The 14,504-nt window shown below is 59.9% G+C and carries 11 protein-coding genes and 2 pseudogenes; 7 read left to right on the top strand and 6 right to left on the bottom strand.

Translation table 11 applies throughout. The features are described from left to right. Nucleotides 1-2 precede the first annotated feature (2 nt). Nucleotides 3-1,019: an S-layer glycoprotein N-glycosyltransferase AglJ gene (gene aglJ / locus HALXA_RS08315; RefSeq protein ID WP_013879892.1), complete on the bottom strand. Its 1,017-nt coding sequence runs from the start codon at nt 1,017-1,019 to the stop codon at nt 3-5. Between the two features lie 81 nt (nt 1,020-1,100). After that, nucleotides 1,101-2,396: a UDP-glucose 6-dehydrogenase AglM gene (gene aglM / locus HALXA_RS08310; RefSeq protein WP_013879891.1), complete on the bottom strand. Its 1,296-nt coding sequence runs from the start codon at nt 2,394-2,396 to the stop codon at nt 1,101-1,103. Between the two features lie 147 nt (nt 2,397-2,543). Between aglM and HALXA_RS08305 the strand changes: the two genes are divergently transcribed. Then, nucleotides 2,544-3,461 (top strand): NAD-dependent epimerase/dehydratase family protein, encoded by a 918-nt coding sequence (locus HALXA_RS08305; protein ID WP_013879890.1) that lies wholly within the window; start codon nt 2,544-2,546, stop codon nt 3,459-3,461. Between the two features lie 34 nt (nt 3,462-3,495). Here the strand turns inward: HALXA_RS08305 and HALXA_RS08300 are convergent. Both HALXA_RS08300 and HALXA_RS21020 read right to left on the bottom strand, forming a co-directional pair. Beyond that, a pseudogene (locus tag HALXA_RS08300) lies at nt 3,496-3,837 on the bottom strand (UDP-glucose 4-epimerase); the annotation flags it as partial. Between the two features lie 510 nt (nt 3,838-4,347). Continuing rightward, nucleotides 4,348-4,598, bottom strand: a pseudogene (locus HALXA_RS21020) (sugar phosphate nucleotidyltransferase); the annotation flags it as partial. 239 nt (nt 4,599-4,837) lie between these two features. Between HALXA_RS21020 and HALXA_RS08295 the strand changes: the two are divergent. Further along, nucleotides 4,838-5,092 carry a hypothetical protein gene (locus HALXA_RS08295; protein WP_148263634.1) on the top strand — a complete coding sequence of 85 codons (255 nt, stop codon included), beginning with the start codon at nt 4,838-4,840 and terminating at the stop codon, nt 5,090-5,092. A gap of 78 nt (nt 5,093-5,170) precedes the next feature. Here HALXA_RS08295 and aglF read toward each other — a convergent pair whose 3' ends face one another. Beyond that, nucleotides 5,171-5,911, bottom strand: a complete 741-nt coding sequence (gene aglF, locus HALXA_RS08290) for a UTP--glucose-1-phosphate uridylyltransferase AglF (protein ID WP_013879888.1) — start codon at nt 5,909-5,911, stop codon at nt 5,171-5,173. A 265-nt stretch (nt 5,912-6,176) separates the two neighbouring features. Continuing rightward, a complete protein-coding gene (locus tag HALXA_RS08285) occupies nt 6,177-7,160 on the bottom strand; it encodes a GDP-mannose 4,6-dehydratase (RefSeq protein WP_013879887.1) in 984 nt (327 codons plus the stop codon). Between the two features lie 293 nt (nt 7,161-7,453). On the opposite strand from HALXA_RS08285, the gene HALXA_RS08280 reads away from it, so the two are divergent. From HALXA_RS08280 to HALXA_RS08260, 5 genes are all read left to right on the top strand, one after another. Continuing rightward, nucleotides 7,454-8,626: a sugar phosphate nucleotidyltransferase gene (locus HALXA_RS08280; protein WP_013879886.1), complete on the top strand. Its 1,173-nt coding sequence runs from the start codon at nt 7,454-7,456 to the stop codon at nt 8,624-8,626. A gap of 1 nt (nt 8,627) precedes the next feature. Further along, complete coding sequence (gene glmS, locus HALXA_RS08275) at nt 8,628-10,433, top strand: glutamine--fructose-6-phosphate transaminase (isomerizing) (protein ID WP_013879885.1); 1,806 nt, start codon at nt 8,628-8,630, stop codon at nt 10,431-10,433. A 113-nt stretch (nt 10,434-10,546) separates the two neighbouring features. Further along, complete coding sequence (locus HALXA_RS08270; RefSeq protein WP_013879884.1) at nt 10,547-12,346, top strand: ABC transporter ATP-binding protein; 1,800 nt, start codon at nt 10,547-10,549, stop codon at nt 12,344-12,346. An 85-nt stretch (nt 12,347-12,431) separates the two neighbouring features. Then, the gene (locus HALXA_RS08265; protein ID WP_013879883.1) at nt 12,432-13,559 is read left to right on the top strand and encodes an SDR family NAD(P)-dependent oxidoreductase; all 1,128 of its coding nucleotides are present in this window, start codon (nt 12,432-12,434) and stop codon (nt 13,557-13,559) included. After that, complete coding sequence (locus HALXA_RS08260; RefSeq protein WP_013879882.1) at nt 13,556-14,503, top strand: dTDP-glucose 4,6-dehydratase; 948 nt, start codon at nt 13,556-13,558, stop codon at nt 14,501-14,503. The genes HALXA_RS08265 and HALXA_RS08260 overlap by 4 nt, the downstream gene beginning before the upstream one ends. Nucleotide 14,504: the final 1 nt, after the last annotated feature.

Genomic DNA, 14,504 nt, shown 5'->3' with positions numbered 1-14,504 from the left:
AGTCAGTCGTCGTCGCGGTCATTTCGGCGCGCGATGTGCTCGAGCCGACGCCGCTGTTCGCGGTGGAGGGTCACGAGCATGTCCGAGAGGACGCCGAACATAAGCAGTTGGACGCCGAGCAGGATTGCGGCCGCCGAAACCAGCGCCAGAATATTGTGGCCGACTCCGTACTGGACCCACTCCCAGAGCACGTAGACTGCGATGAGGCTGCCCGTAACGAGGCCGGCGGCTCCGAGGCTGCCGAAGTAAAACAGCGGGTTGTTGGTTTTCGCGAGCGAGTACAGCGCGAGGATGATCGTCCCGCCGTCCCTGACCGGGTGGAGGTTCGTCTCCGACTCCTCGGGCCGGGCACTGTAACTGACCGGGACGACCGTCGTGTCGATCCCGTGTTTGACGCACTCGACGGCGAGTTCCGTCTCGATCGTAAACCCGTCCGAATCCAGCGAGAGCCGGTCGAAGGAGTCGGTCGTAAACGCGCGGTAGCCCGAGAGGATGTCCTCGTAGTCGGCCCCGTGAATCAGCCGGAACGATCGGTTGATCATCCGGTTGCCGAACCCGTTCAGCGCCTTCATGGCGTCGTCGTCCATGTCAGCAAAGCGGTTGCCGATCACGTGCTCGTAGCCCTGCGCCAGCGGCTCGAGCATTTGTTCGGCGTCGTTCGGATCGTACGTGCCGTCGCCGTCGAGCATCAGGACGTAGGGAACGTCGATGTAGTCGACAGCCTCTCGAACCGCCTGACCCTTGCCCTCGCCGGACTGGACCAGTACCTGTGCACCGTGATCGCGGGCGATCTCCTGTGTGTCGTCGTCCGAGCCGCCGTCGATGACGACGACGTTCGTGTACCCCTGCTCCTCGAAGCCGTCGATCACGTCCCCGATCGTCGCGGCTTCGTTCAACGTCGGGATGAGGATGCACACCTCCTCGGCGGAAATCTCGCGCGTCGTCTCGGATTCGCTCATGACGGTAATCTCTCCGCTACCGTCCGCGACCGCGCTCGCGCGAGGCCCATCGTTCTCCATCGCCAGTCACTCTTTCGTGTGGCCGCAAAAGAGTACTGATCGACGGTATCGCCTGCTCAACGCTTGTGACTTCCTTCGAGGTTACCAGGTCAGTCCTTCGTACACCTCGAGTTCCTCCTCGTCGATGTCGATCCGCCGCCCGTCGACGAGCACCCGTTTGGCCATCCCGTCAAACGTGAGGTCGTCGAACTCGGGCCAGTCGGTCGCGACGACTGCCCCATTGGCGCCCTCGAGCGCGCTCGCGGCCGAGTCGGCGTACTCGATCTCGAGGTCGGGATACTGCTCGCGGACGTTGTCCACCGCGACGGGGTCGTACGCGACGACCGCAGCACCGCGCTCGCGGAGGTACTCGACGACGTCCAGCGCGCGGGACTTGCGGATGTCGTCGGTTCCCGGCTTGAACGAGAGACCGAGGACGGCGATCCGCGCGCCCTCGAGGTCGACGTGGTCCGCGAGCAGGTCGACGAGCCGCCGCGGCTGCTCGTCGTTGACGGCGACGGCGGCGTCGAGTAGTTCGGGCTCGTACCCCTGCTCACGGGCGCCGGCCCGCAGGGCAGCGACGTCCTTCGGGAAGCAGGAGCCGCCCCAGCCCAGTCCCGAGCGCATGAATCGCTCGGAGATGCGGTCGTCGAGGCCGACCGCCTCGAGGACCTCGTAGGCGTCCGCGCCGTACTCCTTGGCGATGTTGCCGAGGTCGTTCACCAGCGACACCTTCGAGGCGAGGAAGGCGTTGTTCGCGTACTTGATCAGTTCGGCCTCGCGGACGTCGGTCTCGACGAGGTGGGTGCTGTCGTTTTCTAAGATGGGGGCGTAGAGGTCGCGAAGCTGTTCGGCGGCTGCATCGGTGCGGGTTCCGAGGACGACCTTGTCCGGCTCGAGGAAGTCCTGCACCGCGGTCCCCATCCGCAGGAACTCGGGGTTCATCGCGACGTCGATGCCGTCGCCGATGGCCGTTCCCGACTGCTCCTCGAGGATCGGCGCGACGACCTCTTCGGTCGTTCCCGGCAGCACGGTGCTTTTGACGACGACGAGGTGGTCGTCGTCTTTGACGGCGAGCGCATCGCCGAGCATCTCGGCGCCGGCGCGCATCGGCGCGAGATCGAGGCTGCCGTCGTCCGATTGCGGGGTGGGGAGACAGAGCAGCGTGACATCGGTGTCGAGAACCTCGTCGTAGTCCGTCGTCGCGCGGAGGGCTGTGCCGGCGTGTTCGGCGATCCGCTCCTCGAGGCCCGACTCGTGGATCGGCGCTTCGCCGGCGTTGATCGCGTCGACGATGTCCTCGTCGATTTCGACGTTGACGACCTCGTGGCCCAGATCGGCGAGGCAGGCGGCGACGGTGGTCCCGACGTAGCCGCTGCCGATAATAGAGACGTTCATAGCGGGCGAAACGCGTGGCGGGCGTTAGTGGTTTTCGGGTCGCGACGGTGCGATCCGCGTCCGAACCGAGCGGCTCGCGTCTCGAGTTGCGCGGTCGCCGACGATCGAATCCGCGACTTTTTGAGGGAGTTCTGCGAATGCCGTCCTATGGAAAACTACCGGATTCTTGTCACGGGCGGCGCGGGATTTATCGGCTCGAATCTTGCAAACGAGTTGGCGAGCCGTAACGACGTGATCGCCGTCGACGACTGTTATCTCGGCGAGGCGGACAACCTCTCTGACGACGTCGAGTTCGTCGAGGCGAGCGTCCTCGAGGACGACCTCCCGACCGACGTCGACGTCGTGTTTCATCTGGCTGCGCTCTCGTCATACGCGATGCACGAGGAAGACCCGACACGGGGCACCCGCGTGAACGTCGAAGGGTTCGTCAACACGGTCGAACAGGCGCGCCAAGACGGCTGCGACACCGTCGTCTACGCGTCGACCTCGTCGATCTACGGCACCAGAACCGAGCCGACGCCTGAGGACGTGCCGGTGGCGGTCAACACCGGCTACGAAGCCTCGAAGCTGGCCCGCGAGCGCTACGCAGAATACTTTTCGAACCACTATGGGATGTCAATGTGTGGGATGCGATTCTTCTCGGTCTATCAGGGCTACGAGGGTGCCGAGGGCCACAAGGGCGAGTACGCCAACGTCATCGCGCAGTTCGCCGACGACATCGCCCATAGTCGGGCGCCGGAACTCTATGGGGATGGCACCCAGACCCGCGACTTCACACACGTCTCCGACGTCGTTCGTGCGCTTGAACTGGCCGCCGAACACGAACTCGAGGGCGTCTACAACGTCGGGACCGGCGATCGAACTTCGTTTAATGAACTCGTCGACCTTCTCAACCGGACGCTCGGGACGGACGTCGATCCCGAGTACGTCGAGAACCCAATCCCTGAAGACGTGTATGTCCACGACACCTGCGCCGACGCGTCGAAGTTCCGCGCCGCAGCTGGCTGGGAACCTGATGTCGGACTCGAGGAGGGAGTAGAGCGAGTGTGTGAGCCGTACCTGTGAACTGGTGCTCGGTCAGGTAGGACCCGAAAACAGTTTAGACCGCCCAGGAATTGAGAACGAGCGGCTCGTACCACTCCCGGTTGTCGCGATACCAGTCGACGAATTGTGAGACTCCTTCACAGATGCTCGTCGACGGTTCGTAGCCGATCAGTTCGTTCGCCTTGGACACGTCGGCGTGAGTGTGGCGCGCGTCGGCCTCCTTGGCGTCGTCGTACTCGAGACCGACATCGGCGCCCGTCTCGTCGATGATGTGTTCGGCGAGTTCTTCAATCGTGATGTTCCCCGTCGAGCCGATATTCATCGCTTCGCCGTCCGCAGCATCCGTCTCGAGAAATGAGAGATTCGCGTCGACGACGTCGTCGATGTAAATGAAATTTACTTGGGTATTGAGTATCCTCAGACGGTGTGTCGCTGGCACTAAATCGGGTCTGATAGGGCCGATAAGAGTCTGTTGGAGGATGCTCTGAATGAGTGACGATCTTAGTCACCTGGTCTGGCTTCCCGACGAGGAGTACTCGCAATTCAAGCGCCTTGAAATGTTCACTCAGCAGATCGCCAATCAGCTACTCGGACGATATTAGATACCCGATCATCTCGACGGTCGATCGACGCATCAGACATGGATCTACTTCGATGAGCACGAAGCATTCGAAGATATTGCTCTCTACCCGTCAAGTCGCTTTAAACGCTGCATTCTACAAAAGTTGGAGAAACACCCCGTACACACGCAGACAATCGAGCGGTGTTTGTTGCGTTTGTTGCACTTCCGTCTTCTTCCAGATCACAAGATCCGACGGATCCATCGCCGATAAATTAAACAGCGATTGTGGGATACTGACGAGTATCTCTTGTCAGGCTATGTAGATGCCCTCATTGACCAACTTAACGCGAGTCCGAGTTTCTCGCGCTGGTGGGCGTATGTGATCGACACGCCCTCGTACTCGTCGCCGTAGCGTTCGATAATCTATTATTTCTGACATCCTACGACAACTAATTTCGTGACGCCGAGTTCAAAGGGATTATCGAAGACGTCCTCGATGAGCGGCGTCCCGTCAACCTCGACGAGTGCTTTTGGCTTGTCGTCGGTCAGCGGCCGGAGGCGAGTGCCTTGCCCGCGGCCAGTACGACTGCTTGCATACGATCAGGTGCTCCTCCCCTGCGGAGATATTTCTTCGGGTAACTGAGCGAACGGAGCTTTGGAGAGACGCTGCACCGTTGCGAAAATCGTATGGGAACGCGTTCTGTCCCACCGTCGCTCGGATGCTCTCTCGTCTCCTTTGTGGACCATCATTCCAGAAAGCCTTTGAGAGACTACGCTTGAGAGGAGGCAACACTCATGAAACCCTCGAACAGAATCGATGGAACGGTGGTCCGAAATGACCGCAACTGACGACTCTGAGCTCCGGCTCATCGGTATTCGTACGGACGGCTATCTCGACTACTACGACGAGACGACCGACACCGTCTTTCGCGAACCTGAAACGCAGTACGATTACGGTCTCGCCGGTTCGATACCGACAGAGTGGCGTCAAAACCCGGAGCTGACTCTCGAGCGCTACATCGAGCGCACGGAACGCGACTCGGGGTGGACGCGGCTGTCTCAATGGGCGACGGAGCGACTCGAGTCGTAATCGCGAGGACGTAACTCGTCAGGGAGATTCTGATAGCGAATTCGTTCAGCTTAGAAGCAACTCCGCGCTGTGGCGGGCCTATGCCTCCTGTTCTGCGACGGCAGACTCGTCGTCGGTGATCCGTTCTTCGGCCTTGTCTCGGTCTTCGGGGTAGCCGACGTCGATGCGCCAGCCGTCCATGCGGATCGCGTCGATCGTTCGGCCGGACTGAATGAGCAAGTCGATCGCATCGGGGAGTTCGTATTCCCCACGGTCGCTGGGTTGGACGAGATGGCAGGCGTGGAAGATTGCCGGCGTGAACGTATAGAAACCGGTCATGACGAGGTTCGATGGCGGGTCGGCGGGCTTTTCCATCACTTCGACGATTTCGCCGTACTCGTTGGTGTCACAGACACCGTAGCGGGAGGCCTCCTCCCACGGGACCTCCTCGACGAGGAAGGCGGCGTCAGCGCGCTGTTCCCGCTGGCGGTTGACGACGTCGGCGAGGTTGGCTCGGAAAATGTTGTCGCCGAGCATCAGGACGAAATCGTCGTCGATGTGGGGTTCGGCCTGCAGGATGGCGTGTGCGAGGCCGAGTTGTTCGCGCTGGTGGGCGTAGGTGATGGGGACGCCTTCGTACTCGTCGCCGTAGCGTTCGATGATCTGCTCCTTCTGGTAACCGACGACGACGACCAGTTTCGTGACGCCGATCTCGATGAGGTTGTCGAAGACGTCCTCGATGAGTGGTTTTCCGTCGACCTCTACGAGGACCTTGGGTTTGTCATCGGTGAGCGGCCGGAGGCGGGTTCCCTTTCCGGCGGCTAAAACGACTGCTTGCATATGTCATACGATTTCAGTGGGGGATTATATGCCTTGTGAGCGACTCGGGACTCGAGTTCGCCGGATGGATGTCGTGAGGGGACCGGGATCCTCACTCCGTTCGGCCTCATATGAGTTATCAGCGATCAGTACGTGCTGTATCACGCCGACTTTCTGGTCGGAAGCGGATGAAAACCTCTTCTGCGATCTGTACTCTGAGTACACGCAACTGGTCGGTATTATTTGTGGTGATCTTGAACAGTTGTGTGAGTTGCGGTACGGGAAATTACGAAGCGAGAACTAACGGCTCGTACCAGTCGCGGTTCTCCCGATACCAGTCGACGAACTTCAAGACGCCCTCGCGGATGCTCGTCGAGGGCTCGTAGTCGATTAATTCGCGAGCTTTCGTCACGTCTGCATGGGTGTGACGCGCGTCGGCTTCCTTGGCCGCTGTATACTCGATTCCAACATCGGTCCCGGTCTCGTCGATGATGTGTTCGGCGAGTTCCTCGATCGTAATATTGCCGGTCGAACCGACGTTCATCACCTCGCCGTCGGCGGCGTCGGTCTCGAGTAGGGAGAGGTTTGCGTCGACGATATCGTCTATGTACGTGAAGTCACGGGTCTGTTGTCCGTCACCGTAGATGACAGGTGGTTTGGCGTTCAGGCACCGAGAGGTGAAGTTCGTGATCGCCATGTTCGGCCGCATCCGTGGTCCGTAGACGGTGAAGTATCGGAGACTGACCGTCGGTACGTCATAGACGTCGTTCCAGACTCGGCAGTAGTGTTCGGCCGTGAGTTTGGTGACACCGTAGGGGCTCTGGGGCACGTTCTGGTGGTCCTCGTCGTACGGGAGATACTCGACCTCACCGTAGACTGACGACGAGGAAGCGTTGACGAACCGCTTGATGCCGTGGTCGTCGGCCGCTACGAGGAGATTGAGCAGCCCCGTCGTATTGATCTCGTGGGGCTTCTTGGGGTTCTCGACGCTGGTTCGGACCCCCGCCTGCGCTGCTTGGTGGTAGACGAACTCGATGTCGTTGCTCGAGATGATGTCTCGGACCAGCTCTTCATCGGTTATCGATCCTTCGACGAACTCGAAGCGATCGCCGCCAGTTTCACGACAGATTTCGATGTTTCGCTCCTTGATTCCAAGGTCGTAGTACGGATCGAGAACGTCTAGCGTGATTACGTTGTGACCCGTCTCGAGTAGGCCCTCGGTGATATGTGAGCCAATGAACCCTGCACCGCCAGTTACGAGAACGTTCATACCTGCTCGAACGATTAGGGGCCGTTAGACAGTTTCGAACTCCGTATCTAAAACAGATATTACTACTCGAGATTCCGCCGGGATCGTTTCTCTACGTTCTTTCCGTCTGCTAGGTAGCCGAGAGCGCTACGATAGCTGTACGTACTGATTGCTGCAATATAGAAACGTTTCACATACAGATGTAATAAATACCCGGGAATTGGCACACAGACGGCAGAACTAGGAGTAGCTTCCAGTAAATCGCGGAATCACCACCGGTAAGTATTCAAACCCACATCGTCCAAGCAGATCATATGAATGACGATGCCGTGTCAGCCGTCGTCCTCGCAGCCGGAGAAGGACGGCGGCTCGAGCCACTGACCAATCGGCGACCGAAGCCAATGGTCCCCGTGGCCAACCAGCCTATACTCGAGCACGTCGTGGCCGCGATCGCGGATGCCGGGGTCGAGCGGATCGTACTCGTGGTCGGGTATCAACAGGAACGGATCAGGAACCACTTCGGCGACGGCGACGACTGGGACATCGACATCGAGTACGTCGTACAGGATAAACAGCTCGGAACGGCCCACGCCGTTTTGCAGGCCCAATCGGCTATCTCGAGTCAGTTCCTCGTCCTGAACGGGGATAGACTCGTCGAAACGTCGCTCGTTGAACGCGTCCGCGATGAAATCGAGTCAGGCAACGGACCGGTAATGACCGTCACGCGATCGAAGCACGCGAGCGACTACGGAGTCGTAACGGTCGCTGATGGTCGCGTCACCGACATTACTGAGAAACCGGCGCCGCCGGTCACGTCCGAACTCATCAACGCGGGCGTGTACGGGTTCGATCCGTCGATCTTCGACGCGCTTCGGTCGACGCCGACCGAGAGAGGGGAACTAGCGATTACGACGACGCTCAAGCGGATCACCGAAGACCGACCAATCCAGGCCGTCCGCTATCGCGGACGGTGGCTAGACGTGTCTCACCTCTGGGATCTGCTCGACGTCAACGCGTCGGTGATCGATGAAACGGACACGACGGACGCAGAAGAGCGACGAGAAGCATCCGCAATTGCCAACAACGCTGTCCTCGGATCCGACGTGACGATCGGGGCAAACGCGACGATCGGCGGCAGCACCTCGATCGGGAACAACGTCACAATCAAACCGAACGCCGTCGTCTCGAACGCCGTCGTCTTCCCCGATGCCGTCATCGAATCGGGGGCAGTCGTTCAGGACGCAATCGTCGCGGAGAACGCCCGCGTCGGTGCGAATACGACGATTACGGGCGAGCCCACGACGATGGTCGTCGATGGAGAAGTTCACGAGGGGATCGATCTCGGAGGTGTCGTCGGTGATAACGCGGTCATCGGAAACGGTGGAACCGTTGAACCCGGGACCGTCTTGGGAGACGGCGCGACCGTCGACCACGGCGTCAGCGTCGGCGGTCGGATCGAAACCGATGCGATCGTGAGGAGGGGATAAGATGTGTGGAATCGTCGGTTACGTCGGAACGGAGCCCGCCGGTCCGATCGTCTACGGTGGACTCGAGAACCTCGACTACCGCGGCTACGACTCCTCCGGTGTCGCGCTCGTTGATCGGGGCCTAACCGTCGCGAAGCGAGCGGGCGAGGTGAGCGAACTGCGTTTCCCCAAAGAGCCAGACGCCGTCTGTGGGATCGGACACACTCGGTGGTCGACACACGGACCACCGACAGACGCGAACGCCCACCCGCACACAAGCAAGAACGGGACCGTCGCGGTTGTCCACAACGGGATCGTCGAGAACTACGAGTCCCTGAAGACGGAACTCGTCGAGGCGGGCTACGAGTTCTCGAGCGAGACCGATACGGAAGTAATTCCTCACCTGCTCGAGCGAGAACTCGAAGACGGCCACGACCTGCTTTCGGCGCTCGAGCGTGTCGTTGACTTGCTCGAAGGAAGCTACGCCATCGCCGCCGTGCAGGCCGGGACCGATCGGATCGTCGCGACGCGTCACGAGAGTCCGCTGGTCATCGGCCACGGGGACGATGGATCGTTCCTCGCGAGCGACGTGACGGCCTTCCTCGAACACACCCGTGACGTGACCTATCTGGAGGACGGAGATATCGTTTCGCTCGAGGCGGGTGACGTGTCGGTCTATCACGACGGAGCGGCCGTCGACCGAGAGGTCGAGACCGTCGAGTGGGATGCCGACGCGGCCGAGAAGGGCGGCTACGAACACTACATGCGAAAGGAGATCCACGAGCAACCGACGGCGCTACGACAGGCGCTATCGGGCCGGATCGACCTCGATCGTGCCGGCGTCGATCTCGATCTCGAGTTCCCGCAGGGGTGTCTCGAGTCACTCGAGGAGATCCAACTCGTCGCCTGCGGCACCTCCTACTACGCGAGCCAGTACGCGGCGCAGCTGCTCGAGGAGGTCGCCGACGTGCGGGCGACCGTGGAAATCGCCAGCGAGTACGAGTTCGACGGCGGCCGCGACCCGTGGCGCACGCTCGTTATCGCGGTGACTCAGAGCGGCGAGACCGCGGACACGCTCGGCGCGATCCGCCGTGCGGCGGGGGCTGGCGCGCGAACTCTCGCAGTAACCAACACGCTGGGTAGTTCGGTGACGCGGGAGGCTGATGATACGCTGTTCATCCGCGCCGGTCCCGAGATTGGCGTCGCCGCGACCAAGACGTTCGTTTCGCAAGTCGCGACGCTGGCACTGCTCGCAGTCGATATCGGCCGCGGTCGCGGCACACTCTCGACGGCTGACGCACGGGATCTCCTCGGGGATCTGCGCGGGCTTCCCGGTGCCGTTCAGCAGGTACTCGACGAGGAAGACCGCGTACTCAAGGCCGCTCGTGAGTTCCGGGACTCGGAATCGTTTTTCTTCGTCGGCCGCCGGTTCGGCTATCCGGTGGCGCTCGAGGGCGCGCTGAAACTGAAGGAGATCTCCTACGATCACGCCGAGGGGTTCGCGGCCGGCGAGTTGAAACACGGACCGCTGGCGCTCGTAACCGATAAGACGCCGGTACTGGCTGTGCTAACCGACGGCACTCGAGCTGGTGAGACTATGAACAACGTCACAGAAGCGCAGACGCGGGGCGCGCCGGCGATCGGGGCCGTCTCCGCGGGACTCGAGACGGGGTCGCTGGATATTGGACTCGAGGTTCCGAACGTAGGGATCTTCGAACCGCTCGTCGCGAACGTGTACTTCCAACTGTTCGCGTATCACGTAGCAAACCTAAAAGGACGCTCGATCGATAAACCGCGGAACCTAGCGAAGAGCGTGACCGTCGAGTGATCCGCGCCGCATACCGCTATCGGGGCGATTGCGGGTCAGTTTCGACCGTAAGTAGTGTCTCACGTGAAGCAGCATGCTTATCACTCGAGAATGGAAAGCGAGGATGACGTCGAATGACTGAATCAGCGGAGACCATTACCTGGCGTGAGAAGTTCGATGCGCTGGTCCAAGTCGCCCGATATCGGCCCGCGTTTACCGCCGGGATTATCGTCCTTGGTGCGCTCGTGGCTGCCCTTGAGGGCGTCGGGTTGAGTTTCATCTATCCGATTCTCGAAGTCGCACAGTCCAACGAACCAATCACTGAAGCTGGCGGTCTCCTCGGCACGTTTGTCGATATTTATCAGTTCGTTGGAATTCCGTTTTCCCTCGAATTCCTCATCATCGGCATCGCGGGCGTAATGACTATCCGTTTTACGGCGTCGTTCGTCGTCGCGTGGCTGAAGGCGGTCTTACGACAACGTTACGAAGAGTGGATACGAACGCAGGCGTTCAATGCTGCACTCGATGCGAACGTACAGTACTTCGATGAAGAGGGATCGGACGATATCCTCAATGCTATCATCACCGAAACCCGATATTCGGGTGACGTAATCAAATACTGCGTTCAGGCGCTGGAAACCCTGTTTCTCGTCGGTATCTATCTGGCAGTGATGTTTTATATCGCTCCGGAGATGACCGTCCTCGCACTGCTCCTATTAGGGGTAATCACATACGTCCTTCGTAATGTTATCGAGCCTGCATATACGGTCGGGACTCGCGTCGCTGAGGCCAATGAACGAGTTCAGGAATCCGTTCAAGCGGGAACCCAGGGTATTCGCGACGTGAAACTGTTCGGACTCTCCGAAGAGATGTTCACTGCCTTCAGGGACTCGATCCGACAATATACGGATTCGTCGATCAATTTGAAGCGAAACGAAGCGGCCATCCAGAACTTCTACGATCTCGCGGCGGCACTCACACTCTTTGCCCTGATCTACGTCGGATTCATCTACAGCGGCCTCTCGCTCGGTGCGCTCGGTATCTTCCTGTTAGCGATGTTCCGGCTCGCCCCGCTTGTGAGCCGGCTGAACAGTCAGGTGTACAACGTCGAGGGGAACCTCTCTCATCTCGTTCGAACGCAGGAGTTCGTCGACGACCTCGCCGCCCGGAGTGAAACCGACGGCTCCCGTTCGGTCGCGGTGGTCAATCACATCGCAGTCGATAATGTCTTGTTCTCCTATAACGGCGACGAACTGGTCCTTGACAGCCTCTCCTTTGAGGTCGACCGTGGTGAGTTCGTCGCGTTCGTGGGTCAATCTGGTGCAGGGAAATCAACGATCGTCTCACTGCTCGCGCGACTGTACGAACCCGACGACGGCGAGATTCGCGCCGATGGTATCCCCATTGAAGAATACGACCTCGAGGAGTGGCGCGAACGGATCGCGGTGGTCCGACAGCAGCCGTTTATCTTCGACGATACCCTCGAGAACAACGTCACGATCGGCAATCGAGACGCGACGCGGGCCGACGTCGAACGGGTCTGCGAAATCGCAAAAGTCGACGAGTTCGTCGATGATCTCCCGAACGGATACGACTCCCAACTCGGTGACGACGGCGTCCGACTGTCCGGCGGCCAACGGCAACGGGTAGCGCTGGCGCGAGCGCTGTTAAAAGACGCCGACTTCCTCGTGTTGGACGAGGCGACTAGCGATTTGGACTCGAGTCTCGAACGGGAGGTTCAGGCTTCTATTGAGTCGATGGAGCGAGACTACGGGATCATCGCGATCGCACACCGACTCTCGACGGTCAAGAACGCTGATCGAATATACACCGTGGACAACGGAGAGATCATCGAGGCCGGAACCCACGGGGAGCTGCTTGAGGGAGACGGAGCGTATGCCGACCTGTATGCGATCCAGTCGTCACAAGCGTGAATAGTTTCACGGGCACAGACAAGCGATACAACTGTTGTACCGTCTACCAACAGATTGATAGGGCTAATAGCGAAGTCTGTAGTAGATGATTACCGGACAGAACGTGCTACTCACCGGCGGTGCAGGGTCGGTGGGCCGGTCACTTATTCCCCGTTTTCTCGAGCAGGATCCGAACGTCGTTAGGATATTCGATAACAACGAACCGGCACTTGCAGAAGTGAAGTCCCAGTTTGACGACGACCGCTGCCGTTTTCTCGCAGGCGATGTCCGAGACGGGGATCGCTTAGAGCGAGCTATGGAGGACATCGATGTCGTCGTGCATACCGCTGCGATGAAACACGTCGACGTCTGCGAATACAACCCGTTCGAGGCGGTGAAGACCAACGCGCTCGGACTCCAGAACATCGTGGATGCTGCTATCGACTCGAGCGTGCAGCGCGTCGTGTTCACGAGTAGCGACAAGGCGGTCAATCCGGCGAACACGATGGGAACAACAAAGCTCCTCGGGGAGAAACTGGTTACTGCCGGAAACAAACATAGCGGCCGTCAGGACCTCCGTCTCTCCTCTGTTCGGTTTGGGAACGTTGTCAACTCCTCCCAGTCGGTGATCCCGATTTTCGCCGATCAGATCCGCACTGGCGGACCTGTGACGTTGACTGACGAAGCGATGACCCGGTTTTTCCTCACCTATGATGACGTCTTCGACCTGATCGCACAAACGATCGACTGTATGCAGGGTGGCGAAGTATTCGTCTACAAGATGTCCGCAATGCGGATCGTCGATCTCACGGAGGCAATGATCGAGACGCTCGCGCCGCAGTTCGGCCACGATCCCGCCGAGATCGACGTCGAACTGATCGGTCGCCGTCCCGGAGAGACCTTCCACGAGGAGATCATGACCGATCGCGAGGTACGGCGCGCCTACGAAAACGACTCGATGTATTCGATCATCCCAGAGACGACGAAGTACCTCTCTTACGACTATCCGGACGGATTCGACGAGGCCGAGAACATCGTTCGGTCGTCGGAACACGCCGAGAAGTTGACGAAAGCGGAAATCGTCGACTTCCTCGAGAGCGGCGACGCGAACGGAGAGTTGTTCACGTTCGACGAGCGGACGGATGTCGCCCGGCCGAGTGAGAATCAAGGCGAATCGACGACCGCCGAGAACGGATCCGGTCTCGACCGGACGAACCTCGGAGGGAACCGATGAGCGAGACGGTCATCGTCACCGGTGCTGCGGGATTCATCGGTCGATGGGTCGTTCGAGAACTCCTCGAGCGCGGGTATTCGGTTCGGGGTCTCGACGACTTTTCGAACGGCTCGCGACGGAACATCCAAGCGTTCGGCGACCGAGACGACTTCGAACTCATCGAGGGCGACGTCTGCGACGACGCAACGGTTTCGGAACTGTTCGACGTCAATCCGGCGGCTTGTATTCACTTAGCTGCCGAGATCGACGTTCAGGAAAGCCTCGAGGATCCCCAGTCTCACTTCGAGTCGAACGTCGTCGGCACGCAGACCGTCCTTGAGGCCTGTCGGCGGACGGAGACGCGACTCGGATTAGTCGGAACGTGCATGGTGTACGATATGGCCGACTCCGAGGAAGGGATCGACGAGGAGCATCCGGTCAAACCGGCCTCGCCGTACGCCGGTTCGAAGCTCGCCGCCGAAAACCTGGCGGAGAGTTACTACCACGGCTACGATCTGCCGGTCGTCGTTTTGCGGCCGTTCAACACGTACGGACCGTATCAGAAGACCGGGATGGCCGGCGGCGTCGTCTCGATCTTCACGGACCGCGACCTGCAGGGTGAACCGCTGAAGATCTTCGGCGACGGCACGCAGAGCCGCGACCTCCTGTATGCGACCGACTGTGCACGGTTCATCGTCGAGGGGACGTTCTGCGACGACGCGATCGGTGAGATACTCAATGCGGGGACGGGATCAGACATCTCCGTCAACGATCTGGCCGAACTCATCGCGAGTGAGGAAACCGAGATCACGCACGTAGAGCACCACCACCCTCAGAGCGAAGTCCAGACGCTGCGGTGCGATCCGAGCAAGGCTCAGGCGATGCTCGACTGGGAACCAGAGGTCTCGCTCGAGGAGGGCGTCGATCGCCTTCGGACGTGGCTCCGAGACCAGCGGTCCAAGTGAC

It is taken from the genome of Halopiger xanaduensis SH-6, assembly GCF_000217715.1.
Classification (GTDB): domain Archaea; phylum Halobacteriota; class Halobacteria; order Halobacteriales; family Natrialbaceae; genus Halopiger; species Halopiger xanaduensis.
The sequence above is the reverse complement of the archived record's forward strand: the minus strand, read 5'-3'. Positions and strand labels throughout refer to the sequence as shown.

Excerpts from the sequence above, each read along its gene's own strand:
- aglJ (WP_013879892.1), bottom strand. The coding sequence starts at position 1,019 with ATGGAGAACGATGGGCCTCGCGCGAGCGCGGTCGCGGACGGTAGCGGA.
- aglM (WP_013879891.1), bottom strand. The coding sequence starts at position 2,396 with ATGAACGTCTCTATTATCGGCAGCGGCTACGTCGGGACCACCGTCGCC.
- HALXA_RS08305 (WP_013879890.1), top strand. The coding sequence starts at position 2,544 with ATGGAAAACTACCGGATTCTTGTCACGGGCGGCGCGGGATTTATCGGC.
- HALXA_RS08295 (WP_148263634.1), top strand. The coding sequence starts at position 4,838 with ATGACCGCAACTGACGACTCTGAGCTCCGGCTCATCGGTATTCGTACG.
- aglF (WP_013879888.1), bottom strand. The coding sequence starts at position 5,911 with ATGCAAGCAGTCGTTTTAGCCGCCGGAAAGGGAACCCGCCTCCGGCCG.
- HALXA_RS08285 (WP_013879887.1), bottom strand. The coding sequence starts at position 7,160 with ATGAACGTTCTCGTAACTGGCGGTGCAGGGTTCATTGGCTCACATATC.
- HALXA_RS08280 (WP_013879886.1), top strand. The coding sequence starts at position 7,454 with ATGAATGACGATGCCGTGTCAGCCGTCGTCCTCGCAGCCGGAGAAGGA.
- glmS (WP_013879885.1), top strand. The coding sequence starts at position 8,628 with ATGTGTGGAATCGTCGGTTACGTCGGAACGGAGCCCGCCGGTCCGATC.
- HALXA_RS08270 (WP_013879884.1), top strand. The coding sequence starts at position 10,547 with ATGACTGAATCAGCGGAGACCATTACCTGGCGTGAGAAGTTCGATGCG.
- HALXA_RS08265 (WP_013879883.1), top strand. The coding sequence starts at position 12,432 with ATGATTACCGGACAGAACGTGCTACTCACCGGCGGTGCAGGGTCGGTG.
- HALXA_RS08260 (WP_013879882.1), top strand. The coding sequence starts at position 13,556 with ATGAGCGAGACGGTCATCGTCACCGGTGCTGCGGGATTCATCGGTCGA.